15 protein-coding genes are annotated in these 18,089 nt (G+C 56.9%); 7 read left to right on the top strand and 8 right to left on the bottom strand.

Translation table 11 applies throughout. The features are described from left to right. The first annotated feature begins 442 nt into the window (after nucleotides 1–442). Together AC6CWS_RS03860 and mdtD are read left to right on the top strand one after the other, a co-directional pair. Nucleotides 443–1,144: a FadR/GntR family transcriptional regulator gene (locus AC6CWS_RS03860; protein ID WP_023291487.1), complete on the top strand. Its 702-nt coding sequence runs from the start codon at nucleotides 443–445 to the stop codon at nucleotides 1,142–1,144. A 12-nt stretch (nucleotides 1,145–1,156) separates the two neighbouring features. After that, complete coding sequence (gene mdtD, locus AC6CWS_RS03855) at nucleotides 1,157–2,554, top strand: multidrug transporter subunit MdtD (protein ID WP_023291486.1); 1,398 nt, start codon at nucleotides 1,157–1,159, stop codon at nucleotides 2,552–2,554. Here mdtD and rbsR read toward each other — a convergent pair. The 7 genes from rbsR to kup all read right to left on the bottom strand — a co-directional run bounded on the left by rbsR (nucleotide 2,551) and on the right by kup (nucleotide 10,458). Then, on the bottom strand, nucleotides 2,551–3,543 hold the full coding sequence (gene rbsR / locus AC6CWS_RS03850) for a ribose operon transcriptional repressor RbsR (protein WP_087776367.1): 993 nt from the start codon (nucleotides 3,541–3,543) through the stop codon (nucleotides 2,551–2,553). The genes mdtD and rbsR overlap by 4 nt on opposite strands. Nucleotides 3,544–3,546: 3 nt before the next feature. Next, on the bottom strand, nucleotides 3,547–4,476 hold the full coding sequence (gene rbsK, locus AC6CWS_RS03845) for a ribokinase (protein WP_023291484.1): 930 nt from the start codon (nucleotides 4,474–4,476) through the stop codon (nucleotides 3,547–3,549). A 103-nt stretch (nucleotides 4,477–4,579) separates the two neighbouring features. Then, nucleotides 4,580–5,470 (bottom strand): ribose ABC transporter substrate-binding protein RbsB, encoded by an 891-nt coding sequence (rbsB, locus tag AC6CWS_RS03840; protein WP_004202323.1) that lies wholly within the window; start codon nucleotides 5,468–5,470, stop codon nucleotides 4,580–4,582. A gap of 27 nt (nucleotides 5,471–5,497) precedes the next feature. Further along, nucleotides 5,498–6,463 (bottom strand): ribose ABC transporter permease, encoded by a 966-nt coding sequence (gene rbsC, locus AC6CWS_RS03835; RefSeq protein ID WP_004202322.1) that lies wholly within the window; start codon nucleotides 6,461–6,463, stop codon nucleotides 5,498–5,500. A 5-nt stretch (nucleotides 6,464–6,468) separates the two neighbouring features. Next, nucleotides 6,469–7,974: a ribose ABC transporter ATP-binding protein RbsA gene (gene rbsA / locus AC6CWS_RS03830; protein ID WP_065883550.1), complete on the bottom strand. Its 1,506-nt coding sequence runs from the start codon at nucleotides 7,972–7,974 to the stop codon at nucleotides 6,469–6,471. 10 nt (nucleotides 7,975–7,984) lie between these two features. Continuing rightward, a complete protein-coding gene (gene rbsD, locus AC6CWS_RS03825; RefSeq protein ID WP_065883548.1) occupies nucleotides 7,985–8,404 on the bottom strand; it encodes a D-ribose pyranase in 420 nt (139 codons plus the stop codon). A gap of 185 nt (nucleotides 8,405–8,589) precedes the next feature. Further along, on the bottom strand, nucleotides 8,590–10,458 hold the full coding sequence (gene kup / locus AC6CWS_RS03820) for a low affinity potassium transporter Kup (RefSeq protein ID WP_004202319.1): 1,869 nt from the start codon (nucleotides 10,456–10,458) through the stop codon (nucleotides 8,590–8,592). Between the two features lie 217 nt (nucleotides 10,459–10,675). On the opposite strand from kup, the gene ravA reads away from it, so the two are divergent. Further along, nucleotides 10,676–12,175 (top strand): ATPase RavA, encoded by a 1,500-nt coding sequence (ravA, locus tag AC6CWS_RS03815; protein WP_060590682.1) that lies wholly within the window; start codon nucleotides 10,676–10,678, stop codon nucleotides 12,173–12,175. Beyond that, on the top strand, nucleotides 12,172–13,620 hold the full coding sequence (viaA, locus tag AC6CWS_RS03810) for an ATPase RavA stimulator ViaA (RefSeq protein ID WP_032454444.1): 1,449 nt from the start codon (nucleotides 12,172–12,174) through the stop codon (nucleotides 13,618–13,620). Before ravA ends, viaA begins: the two co-directional genes overlap by 4 nt. A gap of 3 nt (nucleotides 13,621–13,623) precedes the next feature. Here the strand turns inward: viaA and asnA are convergent, their stop codons facing one another. Continuing rightward, a complete protein-coding gene (gene asnA, locus AC6CWS_RS03805; protein ID WP_065883546.1) occupies nucleotides 13,624–14,616 on the bottom strand; it encodes an aspartate--ammonia ligase in 993 nt (330 codons plus the stop codon). A 151-nt stretch (nucleotides 14,617–14,767) separates the two neighbouring features. Here asnA and asnC point away from each other — a divergent pair, with 151 nt between their 5' ends. The 3 genes from asnC (at nucleotide 14,768) to mnmG (ending at nucleotide 18,037) form a co-directional block, all read left to right on the top strand. Further along, a complete protein-coding gene (asnC, locus tag AC6CWS_RS03800) occupies nucleotides 14,768–15,226 on the top strand; it encodes a transcriptional regulator AsnC (RefSeq protein WP_002882510.1) in 459 nt (152 codons plus the stop codon). Between the two features lie 99 nt (nucleotides 15,227–15,325). Beyond that, on the top strand, nucleotides 15,326–15,766 hold the full coding sequence (gene mioC / locus AC6CWS_RS03795) for an FMN-binding protein MioC (protein ID WP_017899651.1): 441 nt from the start codon (nucleotides 15,326–15,328) through the stop codon (nucleotides 15,764–15,766). A gap of 381 nt (nucleotides 15,767–16,147) precedes the next feature. After that, nucleotides 16,148–18,037, top strand: a complete 1,890-nt coding sequence (gene mnmG / locus AC6CWS_RS03790) for a tRNA uridine-5-carboxymethylaminomethyl(34) synthesis enzyme MnmG (protein WP_023291477.1) — start codon at nucleotides 16,148–16,150, stop codon at nucleotides 18,035–18,037. Nucleotides 18,038–18,089 lie beyond the last annotated feature (52 nt).

The following is an 18,089-nucleotide window of genomic DNA, read 5'->3' as shown; positions in this document are numbered from 1 at the left end:
ATTACGTGTTCACTCTTGAGACTTGGTATTCATTTTTCGTCCGAGGACGTTAAGAATCCATGTCACTTTGAGTGCCCACACAGATTGTCTGATAAATTGTTAAAGAGCAGTGCCGCTTCGTTTTTCGCTGCGGCGCGGGGTGTGCATATTACGCTTTCCCGCTGCAGAGTCAAGCATTTATTTTCGCTTTTCTCTGCGAGGTTCTCACCGGAACCCCGCTGACCCGGCGGCTTGCTTGCCGTTGTTCCGTGTCAGTGGAGGCGCATTATAGGGAGTAATTCTGAGGTGACAAGGGGAAATGCAAAAAAACTTTTCAACCGTCTCTTTTTTCAACAATGCGGCGAGGAATGTCGCAAAAAACCGCCGTTTTGCTGTTTTAACCGACGAAACGGGGCGCCTGGTGGCATACTGTTAGTGTAGAGAAAAGAAAGGAACGGCATTTATGTCTTTAAGCGCACAGCAACTGGCGGCACAAAAGAACATCTCCTGGGTACTGGCCGAGAAGCTCGCCCAAAAGATACTGACTGGCGAATATCAGCCGGAAAGCATTCTTCCCGGCGAAATGGAGTTAGGGGAGCAGTTCGGCGTGAGTCGTACCGCCGTCCGCGAAGCGGTGAAGACGCTGACTGCAAAAGGCATGCTGCTGCCCCGCCCTCGCATTGGCACCCGGGTAATGCCGCGCAGCAGCTGGAACTTCCTGGATAAGGAACTACTCTCCTGGTGGCTCACGGAAGATAACTTCGAAGAGGTGGTGAGCCACTTTCTCGTCATGCGCAGCAGCCTGGAGCCACAGGCCTGTTTCCTCGCCGCCGCCCACGGCACCGCGGAGCAGAAAGCGCAGCTCAATACCCTTATGGAAGAGATGATTGCCCTGAAACGTCATTTTCAGCGCGATCGCTGGATAGACGTCGATATGGCCTGGCATGAACATATCTATGAAATGAGCGGCAATCCTTTCCTCAGCTCATTCGCTTCTTTATTTCATTCCGTCTACCACACCTACTTCACGTCGATTACGCAAAATGAAGTCGTGAAGCTCGATCTCCACCAGGCGATCGTCGATGCCATTCTCAATAGCGATGCGCCAGGTGCCTTGCTCGCCTGCCAGGCGCTGCTGAACGCCCCACACCACGTAAATCAATAACAAGGATTTGGCATGAGCGGAAAAAAAGGGCGCAGCATGGCAGGCCTGCCGTGGATCGCGGCGATGGCCTTCTTTATGCAGGCGCTGGATGCCACCATTCTTAACACCGCCCTCCCGGCTATCGCCCACAGCCTGAACCGTTCCCCCTTAGCAATGCAGTCGGCCATCATCAGCTATACGCTGACGGTGGCGATGTTGATCCCGGTCAGCGGCTGGCTGGCCGATCGCTTCGGCACGCGCCGGGTCTTTATCATCGCCGTTAGCCTGTTTACTCTCGGCTCCCTCGCCTGCGCGCTCTCGAGTTCATTAACGGAGCTGGTCATTTTTCGCGTTATTCAGGGGGTCGGCGGGGCGATGATGATGCCGGTGGCGAGGCTAGCCCTCCTGCGCGCCTATCCGCGCAGCGAACTGCTGCCGGTACTGAACTTTGTCACCATGCCGGGACTGGTAGGACCGATTCTGGGCCCGGTTCTCGGCGGGGTATTTGTGACCTGGGCCAGCTGGCATTGGATTTTCCTGATAAACATTCCCATCGGCGTGATCGGCATTCTGTATGCCCGTAAATATATGCCAAATTTCACAACGCCGCGCCGACGCTTCGATATAACCGGTTTTCTGTTATTTGGCTTAAGCCTGGTGTTATTTTCCAGCGGTATTGAACTGTTTGGCGAAAAAATCGTGGCGACATGGCTGGCGCTGGCGGTGATCGCCGTCAGTCTGATACTGCTCCTGGCCTATGTCCGTCACGCGCGCCGCCATCCTGCGCCGCTGATCTCGCTCTCTTTATTTAAAACCCATACGTTCTCGGTCGGCATTGCCGGCAACCTTGCCACGCGGTTGGGTACCGGCTGCGTACCTTTTCTGATGCCGCTCATGCTGCAGGTTGGCTTTGGCTATCCGGCCATTATCGCCGGCTGTATGATCGCCCCCACCGCTATCGGCTCGATTATTGCGAAATCTACCGTTACCCAGGTGCTGCGCTGGTTTGGCTATCGTAAGACCCTGGTGGGGATCACCGTGTTTATTGGCCTTATGATTGCCCAGTTCTCGCTGCAGTCGCCAGAAATGCCGCTGTGGATGCTGCTTCTGCCGCTGTTCGTGCTGGGGATGGCGATGTCCACGCAGTTTACCGCCATGAATACCATTACCCTGGCCGATTTGACGGATGACAATGCCAGCAGCGGCAATAGCCTGCTGGCAGTCACCCAGCAGCTTTCCATCAGTCTCGGAGTGGCCATCAGCGCTGCGGTGCTGCGCTTCTATGAAGGTTTTGACAGCGCCAGCACCGTAGAGCAGTTTCACTACACCTTTATTACCATGGGCGTGATAACCATCGTGTCGGCGCTGATGTTTATGCTGTTGAGAGCGAAGGATGGCCGCAACCTGATTAGCGAGCGGCACAAACGCTAAGCGGAACCGCGGACCACCAGCTCCGGGGTTAACTGTACGCGCTGCTGTTTTTGCTGCGGGTCGGCCATGCGATGGATCAGCACGTCGATGGCCAGTTCCCCCAGCTCATCTTTCGGCTGGTGAATGGTGGTTAACGGCGGCGTCATATAGCGAGCCAGTTCAATATCATCGTAACCCACCAGCGCCATATCCTGCGGGATCTGCAACCCGGCCTGGTATAACGCCTGATAAGCGCCAACCGCCATGGCGTCGTTACCGACAAACACCGCCTGCGGCCGCTGCGGCAACGCCAGCAGCTGCTGCATCGCGCTAAATCCGCCGCCAAACTCAAAATCACTGGTCACCACGTCTCCCTCGGCTACGGGCAGACCGCAGCGCGCCATCGCGGCATGGTAACCTTCAAGGCGCAGACGCGCCGGGGTTTTATCCAGCGGGCCGGCAATGCAGGCAATGTGTGAATACCCTTGATCGATCAGGTACTGGGTCGCCATATCGCCACCGAGCAGCGAGTTATCCTGAATCAGATCGCTATCGCCATCAAACGGCGCCCAGTCCATCATGACCGTCGGAACCGACGGATAGCGCTGCATAATTTCCGGGGAGGGTTGGTGGGTCTCAGTGCACAGCAGCAGTAATCCATCGACGCGTTTTTGCATTAACGTCTCCAGATTACGATTCATTCGCTGCTCATCACCTTCCGTATTACAGAGTACGAGACTATAACCCCGCTCAAAGCAGCTGCGCTCCACGCCCCGCACCAGCTCGGAATAAAACGGATTGGTACTGGCGGTGATCAGCATGCCGATGGTGCGGGTTTGATTAAGCTTGAGGCTACGCGCCAGCGCCGAGGGGGCGTAGTTGAGGCTTTTGATCGCGGCGTCGACTTTGGCGGTAATCGCCTCGCTGACAAAGCGGTCCTTATTGATGACGTGTGACACCGTCGATGTGGAAACGCCCGCGACGCGGGCCACATCTTTCATCGTAGCCAAGCATTACCCCTGTTGCGCTAAAAATTCATCAATCTCTGTGCGCCACGGCACGGAAGGCTGCGCGCCTTTGCGAGTCACGGCAATCGCCGCCGCGGCATGCGCAAAGCGGATCGCCTCCGGCAGGGCGGTCCCTTCCAGCAGCGCGGTCACCAGCGCGCCGTTGAAAGTGTCGCCGGCCGCGATAGTATCAATAGCCTGCACGCGAAACCCTGGGATCCGGCGGCTTTCGCCTTCGGCACTGAGCCAGACGCCGCGGCTGCCGAGGGTGATCATTACCGTACCAATGCCTTTGGCATGCAGCACGTCGGCGGCTTTTGCCGCATCCTCGTCACTCTCAACGCGAATCCCCGTCAGCTTTTCCGCTTCGGTTTCGTTGGGGGTAATGATATCCACCAGCGCCAGCAGTTCATCGGACAGTTCACGCGCTGGCGCGGGATTAAGCACCACGGTGGTCTGATGGTGATGGGCGATTTTCGCCGCCGCCAGCACGCTCTCCAGCGGCGACTCGAGCTGCATCAACAACGCCTGCGCGCTGGCGATCCGCTCTTTTTCCGCCTCTACCTGAGCGACGGATAAGGCCGCATTGGCGCCGGCATGAATACCGATAACATTCTCACCTTCGGCGTTAACGAAGATTAACGCCACGCCGGTTGCTTCCCCGGCGACCGCGCGCACAGGCGCCACATCGATTTTATCGCTCGCCAGCTGGCGGCGGATGCGTTCACCGATGTCGTCATCGCCGGTGCAGGCAATAAACGCGATATCCGCCCCGCTGCGCCCGGCGGCCACCGCCTGGTTGGCCCCTTTACCACCGAACGCCAGCTGGTAGTGGTTGCCGGTGACGGTTTCACCCGGCGTCGGGAAAGCGTCAAGGTTGAGAATGTGATCGGCATTGATGCTGCCAAGGACGACAAGTTTGCCTGCAGTTTTCATCGTTTCTGTTCCCGGGAAAGCGCGCCACCGGGATCCGGTGGCGCATGCCCTGCTTTTCTTTTTTTATATTGTCCCTCGGACCGTTGCCAGTCCGAATCGCATATTACTGCTTAACGACCAGCTTCAGCTCAACCGGGTAGTTAGCTTCCACTTTTTCGCCCTTCAGTACCTTATCAGCAGTCTCAACGCCTTTCGCGCCGATCTGCTCCGGCAACTGTGCGACGGTCGCCGCCAGTTTGCCACTGTTTACTGCTTTTTCGCCATCCGGAGTGCCGTCAAATCCAACCACCATCACATCGGACTTGCCTGCGGTCTGCAGCGCGCGCAGAGCGCCGAGCGCCATTTCATCATTCTGCGCGAACACCGCCTGGACGTCAGGATGGGCGGTCAGCAGGTTCTGCATCACGTTCAGCCCTTTGGTACGGTCGAAATCGGCCGGCTGGCTGGCCAGAACGTTGAACTTGTGCGCCGCCACGGCCTGTTTGAAGCCTTCGCCGCGCTCGCGCGCCGCGGAAGTCCCGGCAATGCCCTGCAGCTCAATGACTTTCGCACTTTCACCCAGCTTTTTCGCAATGTAATCGCCCGCCATTTTTCCGCCCTGCACGTTGTCAGAGGCGATGTGGCTCACGACATCGCCTTTTGTCGCCTGACGGTCGAGGGTGATGACCGGGATTTTCGCCTGGTTCGCCATCTTCACGGCATTGCCGACGGCATCAGAGTCGGTTGGGTTGATCAGCAACAGCTTCGCGCCGCGCACCGTTAAATCCTGAACGTTAGCCAGCTCTTTCGCCGGGTTGTTCTGGGAATCGAGCACCACCAGGTTGTAGCCCAGTTTGTCAGCTTCTTTTTGCGCGCCGTCTTTCAGCGACACGAAGAAGGGATTGTTGAGGGTAGAGATAACCAGAGCGATGGTGTCTTTGGCCATCGCGTTCGCGCTAACGGTCGCACTTAGCGCAACAGCAGAGACCAGGGTCGCCAGTTTTTTCATATTCATAGTTAAGATGTCCTGTAGAGTTCTCAGTTACTGCTTTTTGTTATCTACCAGTACCGCCAGCAAAATCACCACCGCTTTAACGATCATCTGGTAATAGGAAGAAACGCCTAAAAGGTTCAAACCATTATTCAGGAAGCCAAGGATCAGCGCGCCAATCAGCGTGCCGACAATGCGTCCTTTGCCGCCCGCCAGGCTGGTGCCGCCGAGCACGACTGCCGCAATGGCGTCCAGCTCATAGCCTGTCCCGGCCGTCGGCTGCGCGGAGGAGAGGCGCGCCACTTCGATAATCCCGGCCAGCGACGCCAGCATCCCGCACAACGCGTAGACGATAATTTTGACTTTATTGACGCTAATCCCGGACAGGCGCGTCGCCGCCTCATTACCGCCAAGGGCGTAGATATAACGACCCAGGCGAGTATGGTGCAGCATGTACCAGGCCGCCAGGAAGACAATCGCCATGATCCATACCGGCGTCGGGATCCCCAGCGGACGCCCGATACCAAACCAGCCGAACAGATCGGCATTATCGCTAAAGCCGGTATTGATCGGGCTGCCGTTGGTGTACACCATGGTCACGCCGCGCAGCAGCAGCATCATCACCAGGGTGGCGATGAAAGCCTGCACGCGGCCTTTCGCCACAATCACCCCGGTGACTGCGCCGATCGCCGCACCTAATGCGAGGGCAGCAGCGACCGCCACCAGCGCATTCACTTCAATGCCAACGATCGACGCCGCCACCGCGCCGGTGAGCGCCAGCAGGGAACCGACGGACAGGTCGATCCCCGAGGTCAGTATGACCAGCGTCATCCCTACCGCCATAATGGCGTTAACGGAGGTCTGCTGCAGAATATTGAACAGGTTATTGACGGTAAAAAAGTTGGGGCTCATGGTCGATACCACCGCGATCAGCACCAGCAGGGCAATCAGCGATTTTTGCTCCATCAGCCACGCTTTCGTGAAATAACGGCGACCAGAAACAGCCTGGGTTGTCATCTTTCTTACTCCTGATTCACACGGTTAAGCTTGCCCACAGCGGCAGCCATCAATACTTCCTGGGTGGCCTGCTCGCGTGTGAATTCACCGCCGAGATGCCCTTCATGCATCACTATGATGCGATCGCTCATGCCCAACACTTCCGGCATCTCGGAGGAGACCAGAATGATGCTCAGGCCATCGGCTTTGAACTGATTGATGAGCTGGTAGATCTCTTTCTTCGCCCCAACGTCGACGCCACGGGTCGGCTCATCGAGGATCAGGACCTTCGGCCGGGTCATCAGCCCGCGGGCGATGGCGACCTTTTGTTGGTTGCCGCCGGAGAGCAGGCCGATCGCCTGCTCCATGGACGGCGTTTTCACGTTAAACAGCCGGATGAAATCACTGACCGCCTGCTGTTCATCTTTATGCTTGAGACTCCCTCCCGTCCGGCTGAAGTAGCGCAGGGCGGTCAGGGACATGTTTTCTTTTACCGACATCCCGAGCACTAAGCCGTCACGCTTACGGTCTTCGGAGATATAGACAATGCCGTTCGCCAGACCATCCTGCGGCGAACGGGTCACCACTTCGTGACCGTCGAGCGTCACGGAGCCGCTGCTGCGCGGCAGCGCGCCATACAACACTTTCATCAGCTCGGTCCGCCCGGCGCCCATCAGCCCGGCGACGCCGAGGATTTCCCCCTGGCGCAGGGTAAAGGTCACGTTTTCCACGCCCGGGCCGCAGAGATTATCGACTTTCAGGCGCACCGCGCCCGGCGCCTTAGCCAGATGCGGATACTGATCTTCCAGCTTCCGGCCAACCATCATTTCAATCAGACGGTCTTCATCCAGCGAGGAGACCTCGCGTTCGGCGATAAACTGCCCGTCGCGGAACACGGTCACGTCGTCGCAAATCTCGAAGATCTCTTTCATGCGGTGGGAGATGTAGACGATGCCGCGCCCCTGCGATTTCAGTTCGCGGATCACACGGAACAGCGATTCGGTTTCGGTATCGGTCAGCGCGTCGGTCGGTTCATCCATAATGATGACCTTCGACTCGAAGCTCAGCACTTTGGCGATCTCCACCATTTGCTGGTCGCCAATCGACAGATCGCCCACCAGCTTCTGGCTGGTAAAACGGAGATTCAGCTTCGCCAGCAGCTTGTCGGCTTCGGTATACATCCGCTTCCAGTCGATTTTGCCAAAGCGGTTAACGAATTCGCGGCCGAGGAAGATGTTCTCGGCGATCGTCAACTGCGGGATCAGGTTCAGCTCCTGATGGATAATGCCGATCCCGGCTTCCTGGGAAGATTTTGGGCCGCTAAAGGTGGTCTCTTTGCCCAACCACAATAAAGCGCCAGCATCACGGGTATAGATCCCGGTCAGCACTTTCATCATGGTGGATTTACCGGCGCCGTTCTCACCCACCAGCGCCATCACCCGGCCAGGGTAGACATTCAGCGAGGCGCCGGAGAGCGCCTTGACGCCTGGGAACGCTTTATCGATCCCTTTCAGTTGCAATAAGGCTTCCATGACGGCGATCTCAGAAGGTGACGCCGGCACAGAGAATGATATTCGCAAACGGGGAACACTCCCCGCTGCGAATTACCGCCTGACTGTCTGCGGTTTGTTTTTTGAACTGCTCATGACTGGTGTAACGAATTTCAATGGTGTTTCCCTGGTGCTGCTGCAGCTGCTCAAGATAGTTGAGCAACGTCGCGTGGAGCTGCGGATTATGCGTCTTAATTTCCTCCGCGATGACAGCCGCTTCAACCTGCATTTCCGTCGTCACCACTTGCAGAACCTGCATAAATGAAGGTACGCCCTGGGTCAACGCCATATCGATGCGCGCGCTGCTGCGGGGAACCGGTAATCCGGCATCGCAGACCACCAGCGTATCGGTGTGGCCCAGGCGGGAGATAACCGCGGAAATATCAGCGTTAAGTACGGTGCCTTTTTTCATTTTTTCTCTTTTGCTCCACTAGCGAAACGTTTCGCTAAAATAATTATTATCAATGCGTGAGCAGAAAACCATCACCAGAAGAGAGAAATGTGATCGCTATCGAAACGTTTCGCGAGACAGCGACAGGAGATGACAGCCGGAGTGAGAAACAAAAAGCCCTTCGCAACGGAAGGGCTTTTTTGACATCAGATTTCGACCTGAGTACCGAGCTCGATAACCCGGTTTGGCGGGATTTCAAACTGATCCGGCGCGCGCAGGGCGTTACGCTGCAGCAAAAGATAAAGCTTGCCGCGCAGGCGCAGATACCACGGCCGTTTGCCGATAATCAGCGACTCATGGGACATAAAGAACGAGGTCTCCATCATCCGGCAGCTGAGTCCTTCCAGGCCACAGCGATGGAACACCTCTTCGACATTTGGCGTTTCCCGCCAGCCGTAGCTGGCCACCACCCGCCAGAACGAGGGCGACAGCTGCTCAATCTGCACCCGGCGAACGTTATGCACGTAAGGCGCGTCTTCGGTGCGCAGGGTCAGGAGGATCACTCGCTCATGCAGCACCTTGTTGTGCTTCAGGTTATGCAGCAGGGCAAACGGGATCACGTTCAGGGCGCGGGACATATACACCGCAGTACCCGGCACGCGCACTGGCGGCGATTTCTCCAGCGAAGAGATCATCGCTTCCAGCGAGTTGCCGTGCTCGTGCATTCGACGCAGCAAGCGGAAACGCTCGCTCTTCCAGGTGGTCATCACCGTAAACATCACCAGACCCAGGGACAACGGCAGCCAGCCGCCGGAGACAATCTTATCGAGGTTCGCTGAGAACAGCGGAACATCAATGCACAGGAAGGCCACCAGCATCAGCCCAACGAACAGTTTATTCCAGTGCCAGTTTTTGCGCGCCACCGTTGCCGACAGGATAGAGGTCAGCACCATGGTCCCCGTGACCGCGATACCGTACGCCGCCGCCAGGTTAGACGAGTGCTCGAAGCTGACGATGACGATCACTACCGAGACATACAGCAGCCAGTTAATGAACGGGATATAGATCTGGCCGGACTCCATTTCCGAGGTGTGGATGATGCGCATCGGCGACAGATAGCCCAGACGCACCGCCTGACGGGTTAAGGAGAAGACCCCGGAGATCACCGCCTGCGAGGCGATAACCGTCGCCAGTGTGGCGATAATCAGCATCGGGATCAGCGCCCACTCCGGCGCCAGCAGGAAGAACGGGTTTTTAATCGCTTCCGGATGCTTAAGCAGCAATGCCCCCTGGCCAAAATAGTTCAGCACCAGCGAAGGCAGCACGACGGAGAACCAGGCGACACGGATCGGCAGTTTGCCGAAGTGCCCCATATCGGCGTACAGCGCTTCCACCCCGGTAATCGACAGCACCACCGCGCCAAGCGCAATAAAGGAAACCGTTTTGTACTGCAGGAAGAAGTGCACCGCCCAGTAGGGGTTTAGCGCCTGCAGAACTTCCGGGTTAGCGTAAATGCTTCGCGCGCCAAGCACCGCCAGCAGCAGGAACCAGATCAGCATAATCGGCGCAAACAGCTTGCCGACCATCCCGGTCCCGTGCTTCTGGATCATAAATAGCAGGGTAAGCACGATAATGGAGATCGGCACAATCCAGCTATCGAGCTGCGGAGCGATAATTTCTAACCCCTCTATCGCCGACATCACCGAAATCGCCGGGGTAATCACCACTTCGCCATAGAAGAAACTGCCGCCGATCAGGCCGAGGATCACCAGCACAGAGGTCATCCGCGCCGAGGTATTGCGTCCGGCCAGCGACATCAGCGTTAAGATCCCGCCTTCCCCGGCGTTATCCGCCCGCATCACGAAGGTGATGTATTTAATCGATACGGTAAAGATTAACAGCCAGAAAATCAGCGACAAAAAGCCAAAAACGGCATCGCGCTCAACGCCAAAGCCAAACTGACCTGACAGGCATTCACGCAGGGTATACAGTGGACTGGTACCGATATCACCGTACACCACGCCGATGGCCGCCAGCGTTAACGCCGGCAACGATTGTTTATTATCAGTGCTCATAGACTAGTCTTTTCGTTTATAAAACAAATGTGTGCCTAGTCCCTTGGCCCACAAAAAGCGCACAGTATGCACGATTATTTGTGAAATCGTACCCCTAACAGACACCATATTAACCTGGCTCAAAAAAAATAAATCGATTCTTCAGGCTATTACCGCCCCTGCTCTAACATCTATACTCGTCCCAATAACGATACATGACAAAGCACGCAACTCAATTATGGCTCAAACACATTTACTGGCTGAAAGAATTTCCCGACTCAGCGCGGCACTCGAAAAAGGACTCTTTGAACGCAGCCACGCGATACGCCTGTGCCTGCTGGCGGCGCTCAGCGGCGAGAGCGTATTTTTGCTTGGTCCGCCGGGGATCGCCAAAAGCCTGATTGCCCGCCGCCTCAAGTTCGCCTTCCAGCAGGCGCGCGCTTTTGAATACCTGATGACCCGCTTTTCCACCCCGGAAGAGGTTTTTGGCCCGCTGTCCATTCAGGCGCTGAAAGATGAAGGCCGCTACGAGCGTTTAACCGCCGGCTACCTGCCGGAAGCAGAAATCGTGTTCCTCGATGAAATATGGAAAGCGGGTCCGGCTATCCTCAACACCCTGCTGACGGCGATTAACGAACGTCACTTCCGCAACGGCGCTCACGAAGAGAAAATCCCGATGCGCCTGCTGGTGGCCGCCTCGAACGAACTGCCCGAAGCCGACAGCAGCCTGGAAGCGCTGTATGACCGCATGCTGATCCGTCTGTGGCTCGATAAAGTACAGGATAAAGGTAATTTCCGTTCGATGCTGGTCAGCCAGCAGGATGAAAACAGCAATCCGGTGCCCAGCGCGCTGCAGGTTAGCGATGAAGAGTTTACGCAATGGCAGCAGCAGATCGGCAATATCAAACTGCCGGACGCGGTGTTTGAGCTGATATTCCAGCTGCGCCAGCAGCTGGATGCCCTGCCAAACGCGCCATACGTTTCGGATCGCCGCTGGAAAAAGGCTATTCGCCTGCTGCAGGCCAGCGCCTTCTTCAGCGGCCGCGACAGCATCGCGCCGATAGATCTTATCCTGCTGAAAGATTGTCTGTGGCACAACGTCGAGAGCATGAACCTGATGTCGCAGCAGCTGGAAACGCTGATGACCTGCCACGCCTGGCAGCAGCAGGCGATGCTGACGCGGCTCGGGGCGATTGTGCAGCGACGCATTCAGATCCAACAGCAGCAAAGTGACAAAACGGCGCTAAAGGTCACCCGCCTTGGCGGCATGTTCAGCCGCAAGCCGCACTATGAGCTGCCGGCGGAGATCCAGGGGACCACCCTGACCCTGCTGCTGCAGCAGCCGCTCAAACTCCACGATATGGAAGTGATCCACATTACTTTTGAGCGCGAGGCGTTAGCCAGCTGGCTGGAAAAGGGCGGCGAGATCCGCGGCAAGCTCAACGGGATCGGCTTTGCCCAACTGCTCAATATGGATGTCGACACCAGCCAGCATCTGGTTGTTCGCGACGTCAGCCTGCAGGGCTCACGCCTCTCGCTGCCCGGCAGCGCGTCGCAGGAAAACATGCCGGCGGAAATTCGCCAGCAGCTGGAGGCGCTGGACGATGAGTGGCACCAGCAACATAACCGCTTCAGTGAGCAGCAGAAGTGCCTGTTTATCCCGGTCGAGTGGCTGGGAAGAATCGAAGCCAGCCTGCAGGACGTCGGCGCGCAGATTAAACAGGCGAAGCAGCCATGACGCTCGATATGCTGAATGTCATGCTGGCAGTCAGCGAAGAGGGAATGATCGAGGAGATGCTGCTGGCGCTGCTGGCCTCTCCGCAGCTGGCGGTTTTCTTTGAGAAATTTCCCCGCCTGAAAAACATCATCGCGGCGGATATTCCGCGCTGGCGGGAAGCCGTTCGCGCCCGCTTAAAAGAGGTTAACGTCCCGCCGGATCTGGACGCCGAGGTGCAAACCTATCAGCAGGCTCAGCTGCTCTCTACCTCGCAGTTTATCGTCCAGCTGCCGCAGATCCTCGGCAAGCTACACCAGCTCCAGTCCCCTTTTGCCGCCCAGGCGCAGAAGCTGGTGGACGACAATGCGACCTTTACCCCGGCGCTGCATACGCTGTTTTTACAGCGCTGGCGCCTGAGCCTGGTGGTGCAAGCCACCAGCCTTAACCAGCAGCTGCTGGATGAAGAGCGCGATCAGTTGCTCAGCGAGGTCCAGGAACGAATGACGCTCAGCGGTCAGCTCGATCCGGTGCTGGCGGAGAATGACACCGCCGCCGGACGCCTGTGGGATATGAGCGCCGGCGAACTCAAACGTGGCGACTATCAGCTGATCGTGCGCTATGGCGATTTTCTTAACCAGCAGCCGGAGCTGCTGCAGCTGGCGGAACAGCTGGGGCGCTCACGGGAAGCGAAATCCGTGCCGAAGAAAGACGCGCCGATGGAGACCTTCCGTAGCCTGGTGCGCGAGCCAGCGACGGTGCCGGAACAGGTCGACGGCCTCCAGCAGAGCGATGACATTCTGCGCCTGCTGCCGCCGGAGCTGGCGACGCTCGGCATCACGGAGCTGGAGTTTGAATTTTATCGCAAGCTGGTGGAGAAACAGCTTCTGACTTACCGGCTGCACGGCGACGCCTGGCGAGAAAAAATCACCGAACGCCCGGTGACGCGGCAGGATTTTGATGAACAGCCGCGCGGGCCCTTTATTGTCTGCGTCGATACGTCAGGATCGATGGGCGGTTTTAACGAGCAGTGCGCCAAAGCCTTTTGTCTGGCCCTGATGCGCGTCGCGCTGGCGGATAACCGCCGCTGCTTTATTATGCTGTTCTCCAGCGAAGTGGTGCACTACGAACTGACCTGCGAGGGCGGCCTGGAGCAGGCGATCCGCTTTCTGAGCCAGCGCTTTCGCGGCGGCACCGATCTGGCCAGCTGTTTTCGCGCCATTATTGAACGTCTGCAAAACCCGCAGTGGGTGGATGCGGATGCCGTGGTGATCTCCGACTTTATTGCCCAGCGGTTGCCGGATGAGGTGATTGCTCAGGTGGGGGAGTTACAGCGAAAGCATCAGCACCGTTTTCACGCGGTGGCGATGTCGGTACACGGCAAACCCGGCATCATGCGCATCTTCGATCATATCTGGCGCTTTGATACCGGGTTGCGTAGCCGCCTGCTGCGACGCTGGCGGCGCTAATCGTTACAGCAGCGCGGAAACGCTTTCGCGAACCTGTGCCGGCCATACGCCGCATTGCACCTGGCCGATATGGTCGAGCTGCAGCAACAGCATCGTCAGGCGAGACTGGCCAATGCCGCCGCCGATAGTCTGCGGCATCTCGCCGCGCAGCAGCGCCTGGTGCCACTCCAGTTTCAGGCGATCTTCATCGCCGGTCAGCGCCAGCTGGCGTTTCAGCGCCGTGGCGTCAACGCGGATCCCCATTGAGGAGATCTCGAACGCATCTTCCAGCACGGGGTTCCACACCAGGATATCGCCGTTCAGTCCGGCAAAGCCTTCAGAAACCTCAGTGCTCCAGTCATCATAGTCCGGCGCACGTACATCATGGCGCTTGCCATCAGAGAGTTTGCCGCCGATGCCGATTAAGAAGACGGCGCCCAGCTCTTTGGCAATCGCTCGCTCGCGGCCCTTGGCATCAAGATCCGGATAGCGACTCAGCAGCGCCTGGCTGTGAACAAAGTGGATCTGTTCCGGCAGGAACGGCGTCAGGCCAAATTCCTGGCTGACCGCCAGCTCGGTGGCTTTGATCCCGGCGTAAATCGCTTCGACGGTCGCCTTCAGCGTGCCGACGTGGCGCTCTTCATCCCCCATCACCCGCTCCCAGTCCCACTGGTCGACATAGACGGAATGGATCGGCGTCAGACGGTCTTCATCGGGGCGAAGGGCCTTCATGTGCGTGTACAGCCCTTCGCCCGCGCTGAAGTCGTGTTGTCCCAGGGTTTGACGCTTCCACTTCGCCAGCGAATGCACCACTTCGAACTGGGCGTCGGGCAGTGTTTTCACTTTCACCTGAACCGCTTTCTCACAGCCGGACAAGTTATCCTGCGTCCCATCGCCCACGCGGCTTAAGATTGGCGCCTGGACTTCAATCAGGCCAAGCTTCTCTTCCAGCTGACGGGAAAAGTGGGATTTAACGAAACTGATCTGGCGTTGTTTTGCGATATATGCGGTTTTCATTTTTATGACTCCTGCGTCCTGTTGCCATTGATTAAGCAACAAAAAAGGCCACAAATACAATAATCAATCAATAAAAAGGCTCATCAACTTTTAATTCATCAAAATATGGCGCTAAAATAGTAAGAACCCTCAAACTTCATAAGAAAAAGATATGGAAAATTATCAGATCGACAATCTGGACCGCGGCATTCTCGATGCGCTAATGGCCAACGCCCGTACCGCCTATGCCGAACTGGCCAAACAGTTCAGCGTCAGCCCCGGCACTATTCATGTACGCGTCGAAAAGATGAAACAGGCGGGCATCATTACCGGCGCGCGAATTGACGTCAGCCCCAAACAGCTGGGCTATGACGTCGGCTGCTTCATCGGCATTATTCTCAAGAGCGCCAAAGACTATCCCTCCGCCCTCGCCCGCCTGGAAAGCCTGGAGGAGGTCACCGAGGCTTATTACACCACCGGCCACTACAGCATCTTTATTAAGGTGATGTGTAAATCCATCGATGCCCTGCAGCAGGTACTTATCAACAAGATCCAAACAATTGATGAAATTCAGTCCACCGAGACCCTGATCGTGCTGCAGAACCCGATCATGCGCACCATTAAGCCCTGATCGTTTTTTTTAATCCCACATTTTTCCACAGGTAGATCCCAGCTCGCTCACAGCGTACAATACGCCACTCTGAACAGTTGAGCGGGCGATCGGCGATCTATGGCAGACATTACACTTATCAGCGGCAGCACCCTGGGCAGTGCGGAATACGTAGCGGAGCATCTGGCGGAAAAGCTGGAAGAAGCAGGCTACAGCACTGAAATCCAGCACGGCCCGCTGGTGGACGATCTGCAGGCGCAGGGGATCTGGTTAGTTATCTCTTCCACCCATGGCGCCGGCGACATTCCCGACAACCTGGTTCCCTTCTATGACGCGCTGCTGGCGCAGCAGGCCGATCTTTCCGCCGTGCGCTTTGGCGCCATCGGGATCGGCAGCCGCGAATACGACACTTTTTGCGGCGCGATCGATAAATTAGAAGCGGCGCTGAAGGCCTGCGGGGCAAAACAGATCGGCGAGACCCTGAAGATCAACGTGCTGGAACATGAAATTCCCGAGGATCCGGCGGAAATTTGGCTGGGATCCTGGAAAAATTTGCTCTGAGATTTGTAAAGATCGTCCGTTCTTCTGTGGATAACCATGCTTAAAAGCTTGGATCAACCGGTAGTTATCCAAAGAATAACCGCAGTACGGTTTTTGAGCTGTGCATAACCCTTCATTCTGATCCCAGCTTATACGGACCAGGATCACCGATCATTCACAGATAGTGATCCTTCTTAAGCTTTTGATCTTACTTCGCGGATCCGACTTATCCACAAAGAGAGTCGATCCTAATAAGAGATCACAATAGAACAGATCTCTATATAAAGATCTTCTTTTTAATACTCAGGATCCCGGAGTCTTTCTCAAAAGACCAAAGCCGAGTAGAATCCACGGCCCGGGCTTCAATCCATTTTCAAACCGCGTTATGCGAGGCAGACCACCATGTTTTATCAGGATCCTTTTGACGTCATTATCATTGGCGGGGGTCACGCAGGCACTGAGGCCGCAATGGCCGCAGCGCGTATGGGTCAACAGACCCTGCTTTTGACACACAATATCGACACGCTGGGGCAGATGAGCTGCAACCCGGCGATTGGCGGCATTGGGAAAGGACACCTGGTAAAAGAAGTGGACGCGCTCGGCGGCCTGATGGCCAAAGCGATCGATCAGGCAGGCATCCAGTTTAGGATACTAAACGCCAGCAAAGGCCCCGCGGTGCGCGCCACTCGCGCCCAGGCTGACCGCGTGCTGTACCGTCAGGCGGTACGCACTGCGCTGGAGAACCAGCCGAATTTGATGATCTTCCAGCAGGCTGTGGAAGATCTGATTGTCGAAAACGATCGCGTCGTAGGCGCAGTCACCCAGATGGGCCTCAAATTCCGTGCCAAAGCGGTGGTGCTGACCGTCGGAACCTTCCTTGACGGCAAAATCCATATTGGTCTGGATAACTACAGCGGCGGACGCGCCGGCGATCCGCCGTCGATCCCGCTGTCTCGTCGTCTGCGTGAACTGCCGCTGCGCGTAAGCCGACTGAAAACCGGGACCCCGCCGCGCATTGACGCGCGCACCATCGATTTCAGCGTGTTGGCTCAACAGCATGGCGATAACCCGATGCCGGTCTTCTCGTTTATGGGATCTGCCGATCAGCATCCGCGTCAGGTGCCGTGCTACATCACCCACACTAACGAGAAAACCCATGACGTGATCCGCAATAACCTCGATCGCAGCCCCATGTACGCCGGGGTGATCGAAGGGATCGGTCCACGCTACTGCCCGTCGATCGAAGACAAAGTCATGCGCTTTGCCGATCGCAACCAGCATCAGATCTTCCTCGAACCGGAAGGCCTGACCTCAAACGAAATTTATCCGAACGGCATATCCACCAGCCTGCCGTTCGATGTGCAAATGCAAATCGTCCGCTCCATGCAGGGGATGGAAAATGCGCGGATCGTCCGTCCTGGCTACGCTATTGAGTACGACTTCTTCGACCCGCGCGATCTGAAACCGACGCTCGAGAGCAAATTCATTCAGGGTCTGTTCTTCGCCGGTCAGATCAACGGCACCACCGGTTATGAAGAAGCGGCGGCTCAGGGTCTGCTGGCCGGTCTTAACGCTGCTCGCTTCTCGGCGGAAAAAGAGGGCTGGGCGCCGCGTCGCGATCAGGCCTACCTCGGCGTGCTGGTGGATGACCTGTGTACTCTGGGTACCAAAGAACCGTACCGCATGTTTACCTCTCGTGCTGAATATCGTCTGATGCTGCGCGAAGACAACGCCGACCTGCGTCTGACTGAGCAGGGGCGTGAGCTGGGTCTGGTGGATGATGAACGCTGGGCGCGTTACAACGAGAAGCTGGAAAGCATTGAGCGCGAACGCCAGCGCCTGAAATCGACCTGGGTGAACCCGCAGGCTGAGAGCGCTACCGAAGTGAACGCTCACCTGACCGCGCCGCTGTCGCGCGAAGCCAGCGGTGAAGATCTGCTGCGTCGCCCGGAAATGACCTACGAGCAGCTGGTTCAGCTCTCGCCGTTCGCGCCGGGGCTGGAAGATCGGCAGGCGGCTGAGCAGGTTGAGATCCAGGTGAAGTATGAAGGTTATATCGCGCGCCAGCAGGATGAGATCGAGAAACAGCAGCGCAACGAGAATACCTTGTTACCGGCGACACTCGACTACCGTCAGGTCACCGGACTGTCTAATGAAGTGATCGCTAAACTAAACGACCATAAACCGTCGTCGATAGGGCAGGCGTCACGTATTTCCGGGATCACCCCGGCGGCGATCTCTATTTTGCTGGTTTGGTTGAAAAAGCAGGGGATGCTGCGTCGCAGCGCCTGATTGCGGCAGCCTGCCGCGCTGATTTCCCACTTGCATAATCAGCGTTCGCCTT

It is taken from the genome of Klebsiella sp. M041 (genome assembly GCF_059759695.1).
The sequence above is the reverse complement of the archived record's forward strand: the minus strand, read 5'-3'. Positions and strand labels throughout refer to the sequence as shown.

Excerpts from the sequence above, each read along its gene's own strand:
- AC6CWS_RS03860 (WP_023291487.1), top strand. The coding sequence starts at position 443 with ATGTCTTTAAGCGCACAGCAACTGGCGGCACAAAAGAACATCTCCTGG.
- mdtD (WP_023291486.1), top strand. The coding sequence starts at position 1,157 with ATGAGCGGAAAAAAAGGGCGCAGCATGGCAGGCCTGCCGTGGATCGCG.
- rbsK (WP_023291484.1), bottom strand. The coding sequence starts at position 4,476 with ATGAAAACTGCAGGCAAACTTGTCGTCCTTGGCAGCATCAATGCCGAT.
- rbsB (WP_004202323.1), bottom strand. The coding sequence starts at position 5,470 with ATGAATATGAAAAAACTGGCGACCCTGGTCTCTGCTGTTGCGCTAAGT.
- rbsC (WP_004202322.1), bottom strand. The coding sequence starts at position 6,463 with ATGACAACCCAGGCTGTTTCTGGTCGCCGTTATTTCACGAAAGCGTGG.
- rbsA (WP_065883550.1), bottom strand. The coding sequence starts at position 7,974 with ATGGAAGCCTTATTGCAACTGAAAGGGATCGATAAAGCGTTCCCAGGC.
- rbsD (WP_065883548.1), bottom strand. The coding sequence starts at position 8,404 with ATGAAAAAAGGCACCGTACTTAACGCTGATATTTCCGCGGTTATCTCC.
- kup (WP_004202319.1), bottom strand. The coding sequence starts at position 10,458 with ATGAGCACTGATAATAAACAATCGTTGCCGGCGTTAACGCTGGCGGCC.
- ravA (WP_060590682.1), top strand. The coding sequence starts at position 10,676 with ATGGCTCAAACACATTTACTGGCTGAAAGAATTTCCCGACTCAGCGCG.
- viaA (WP_032454444.1), top strand. The coding sequence starts at position 12,172 with ATGACGCTCGATATGCTGAATGTCATGCTGGCAGTCAGCGAAGAGGGA.
- asnA (WP_065883546.1), bottom strand. The coding sequence starts at position 14,616 with ATGAAAACCGCATATATCGCAAAACAACGCCAGATCAGTTTCGTTAAA.
- asnC (WP_002882510.1), top strand. The coding sequence starts at position 14,768 with ATGGAAAATTATCAGATCGACAATCTGGACCGCGGCATTCTCGATGCG.
- mioC (WP_017899651.1), top strand. The coding sequence starts at position 15,326 with ATGGCAGACATTACACTTATCAGCGGCAGCACCCTGGGCAGTGCGGAA.
- mnmG (WP_023291477.1), top strand. The coding sequence starts at position 16,148 with ATGTTTTATCAGGATCCTTTTGACGTCATTATCATTGGCGGGGGTCAC.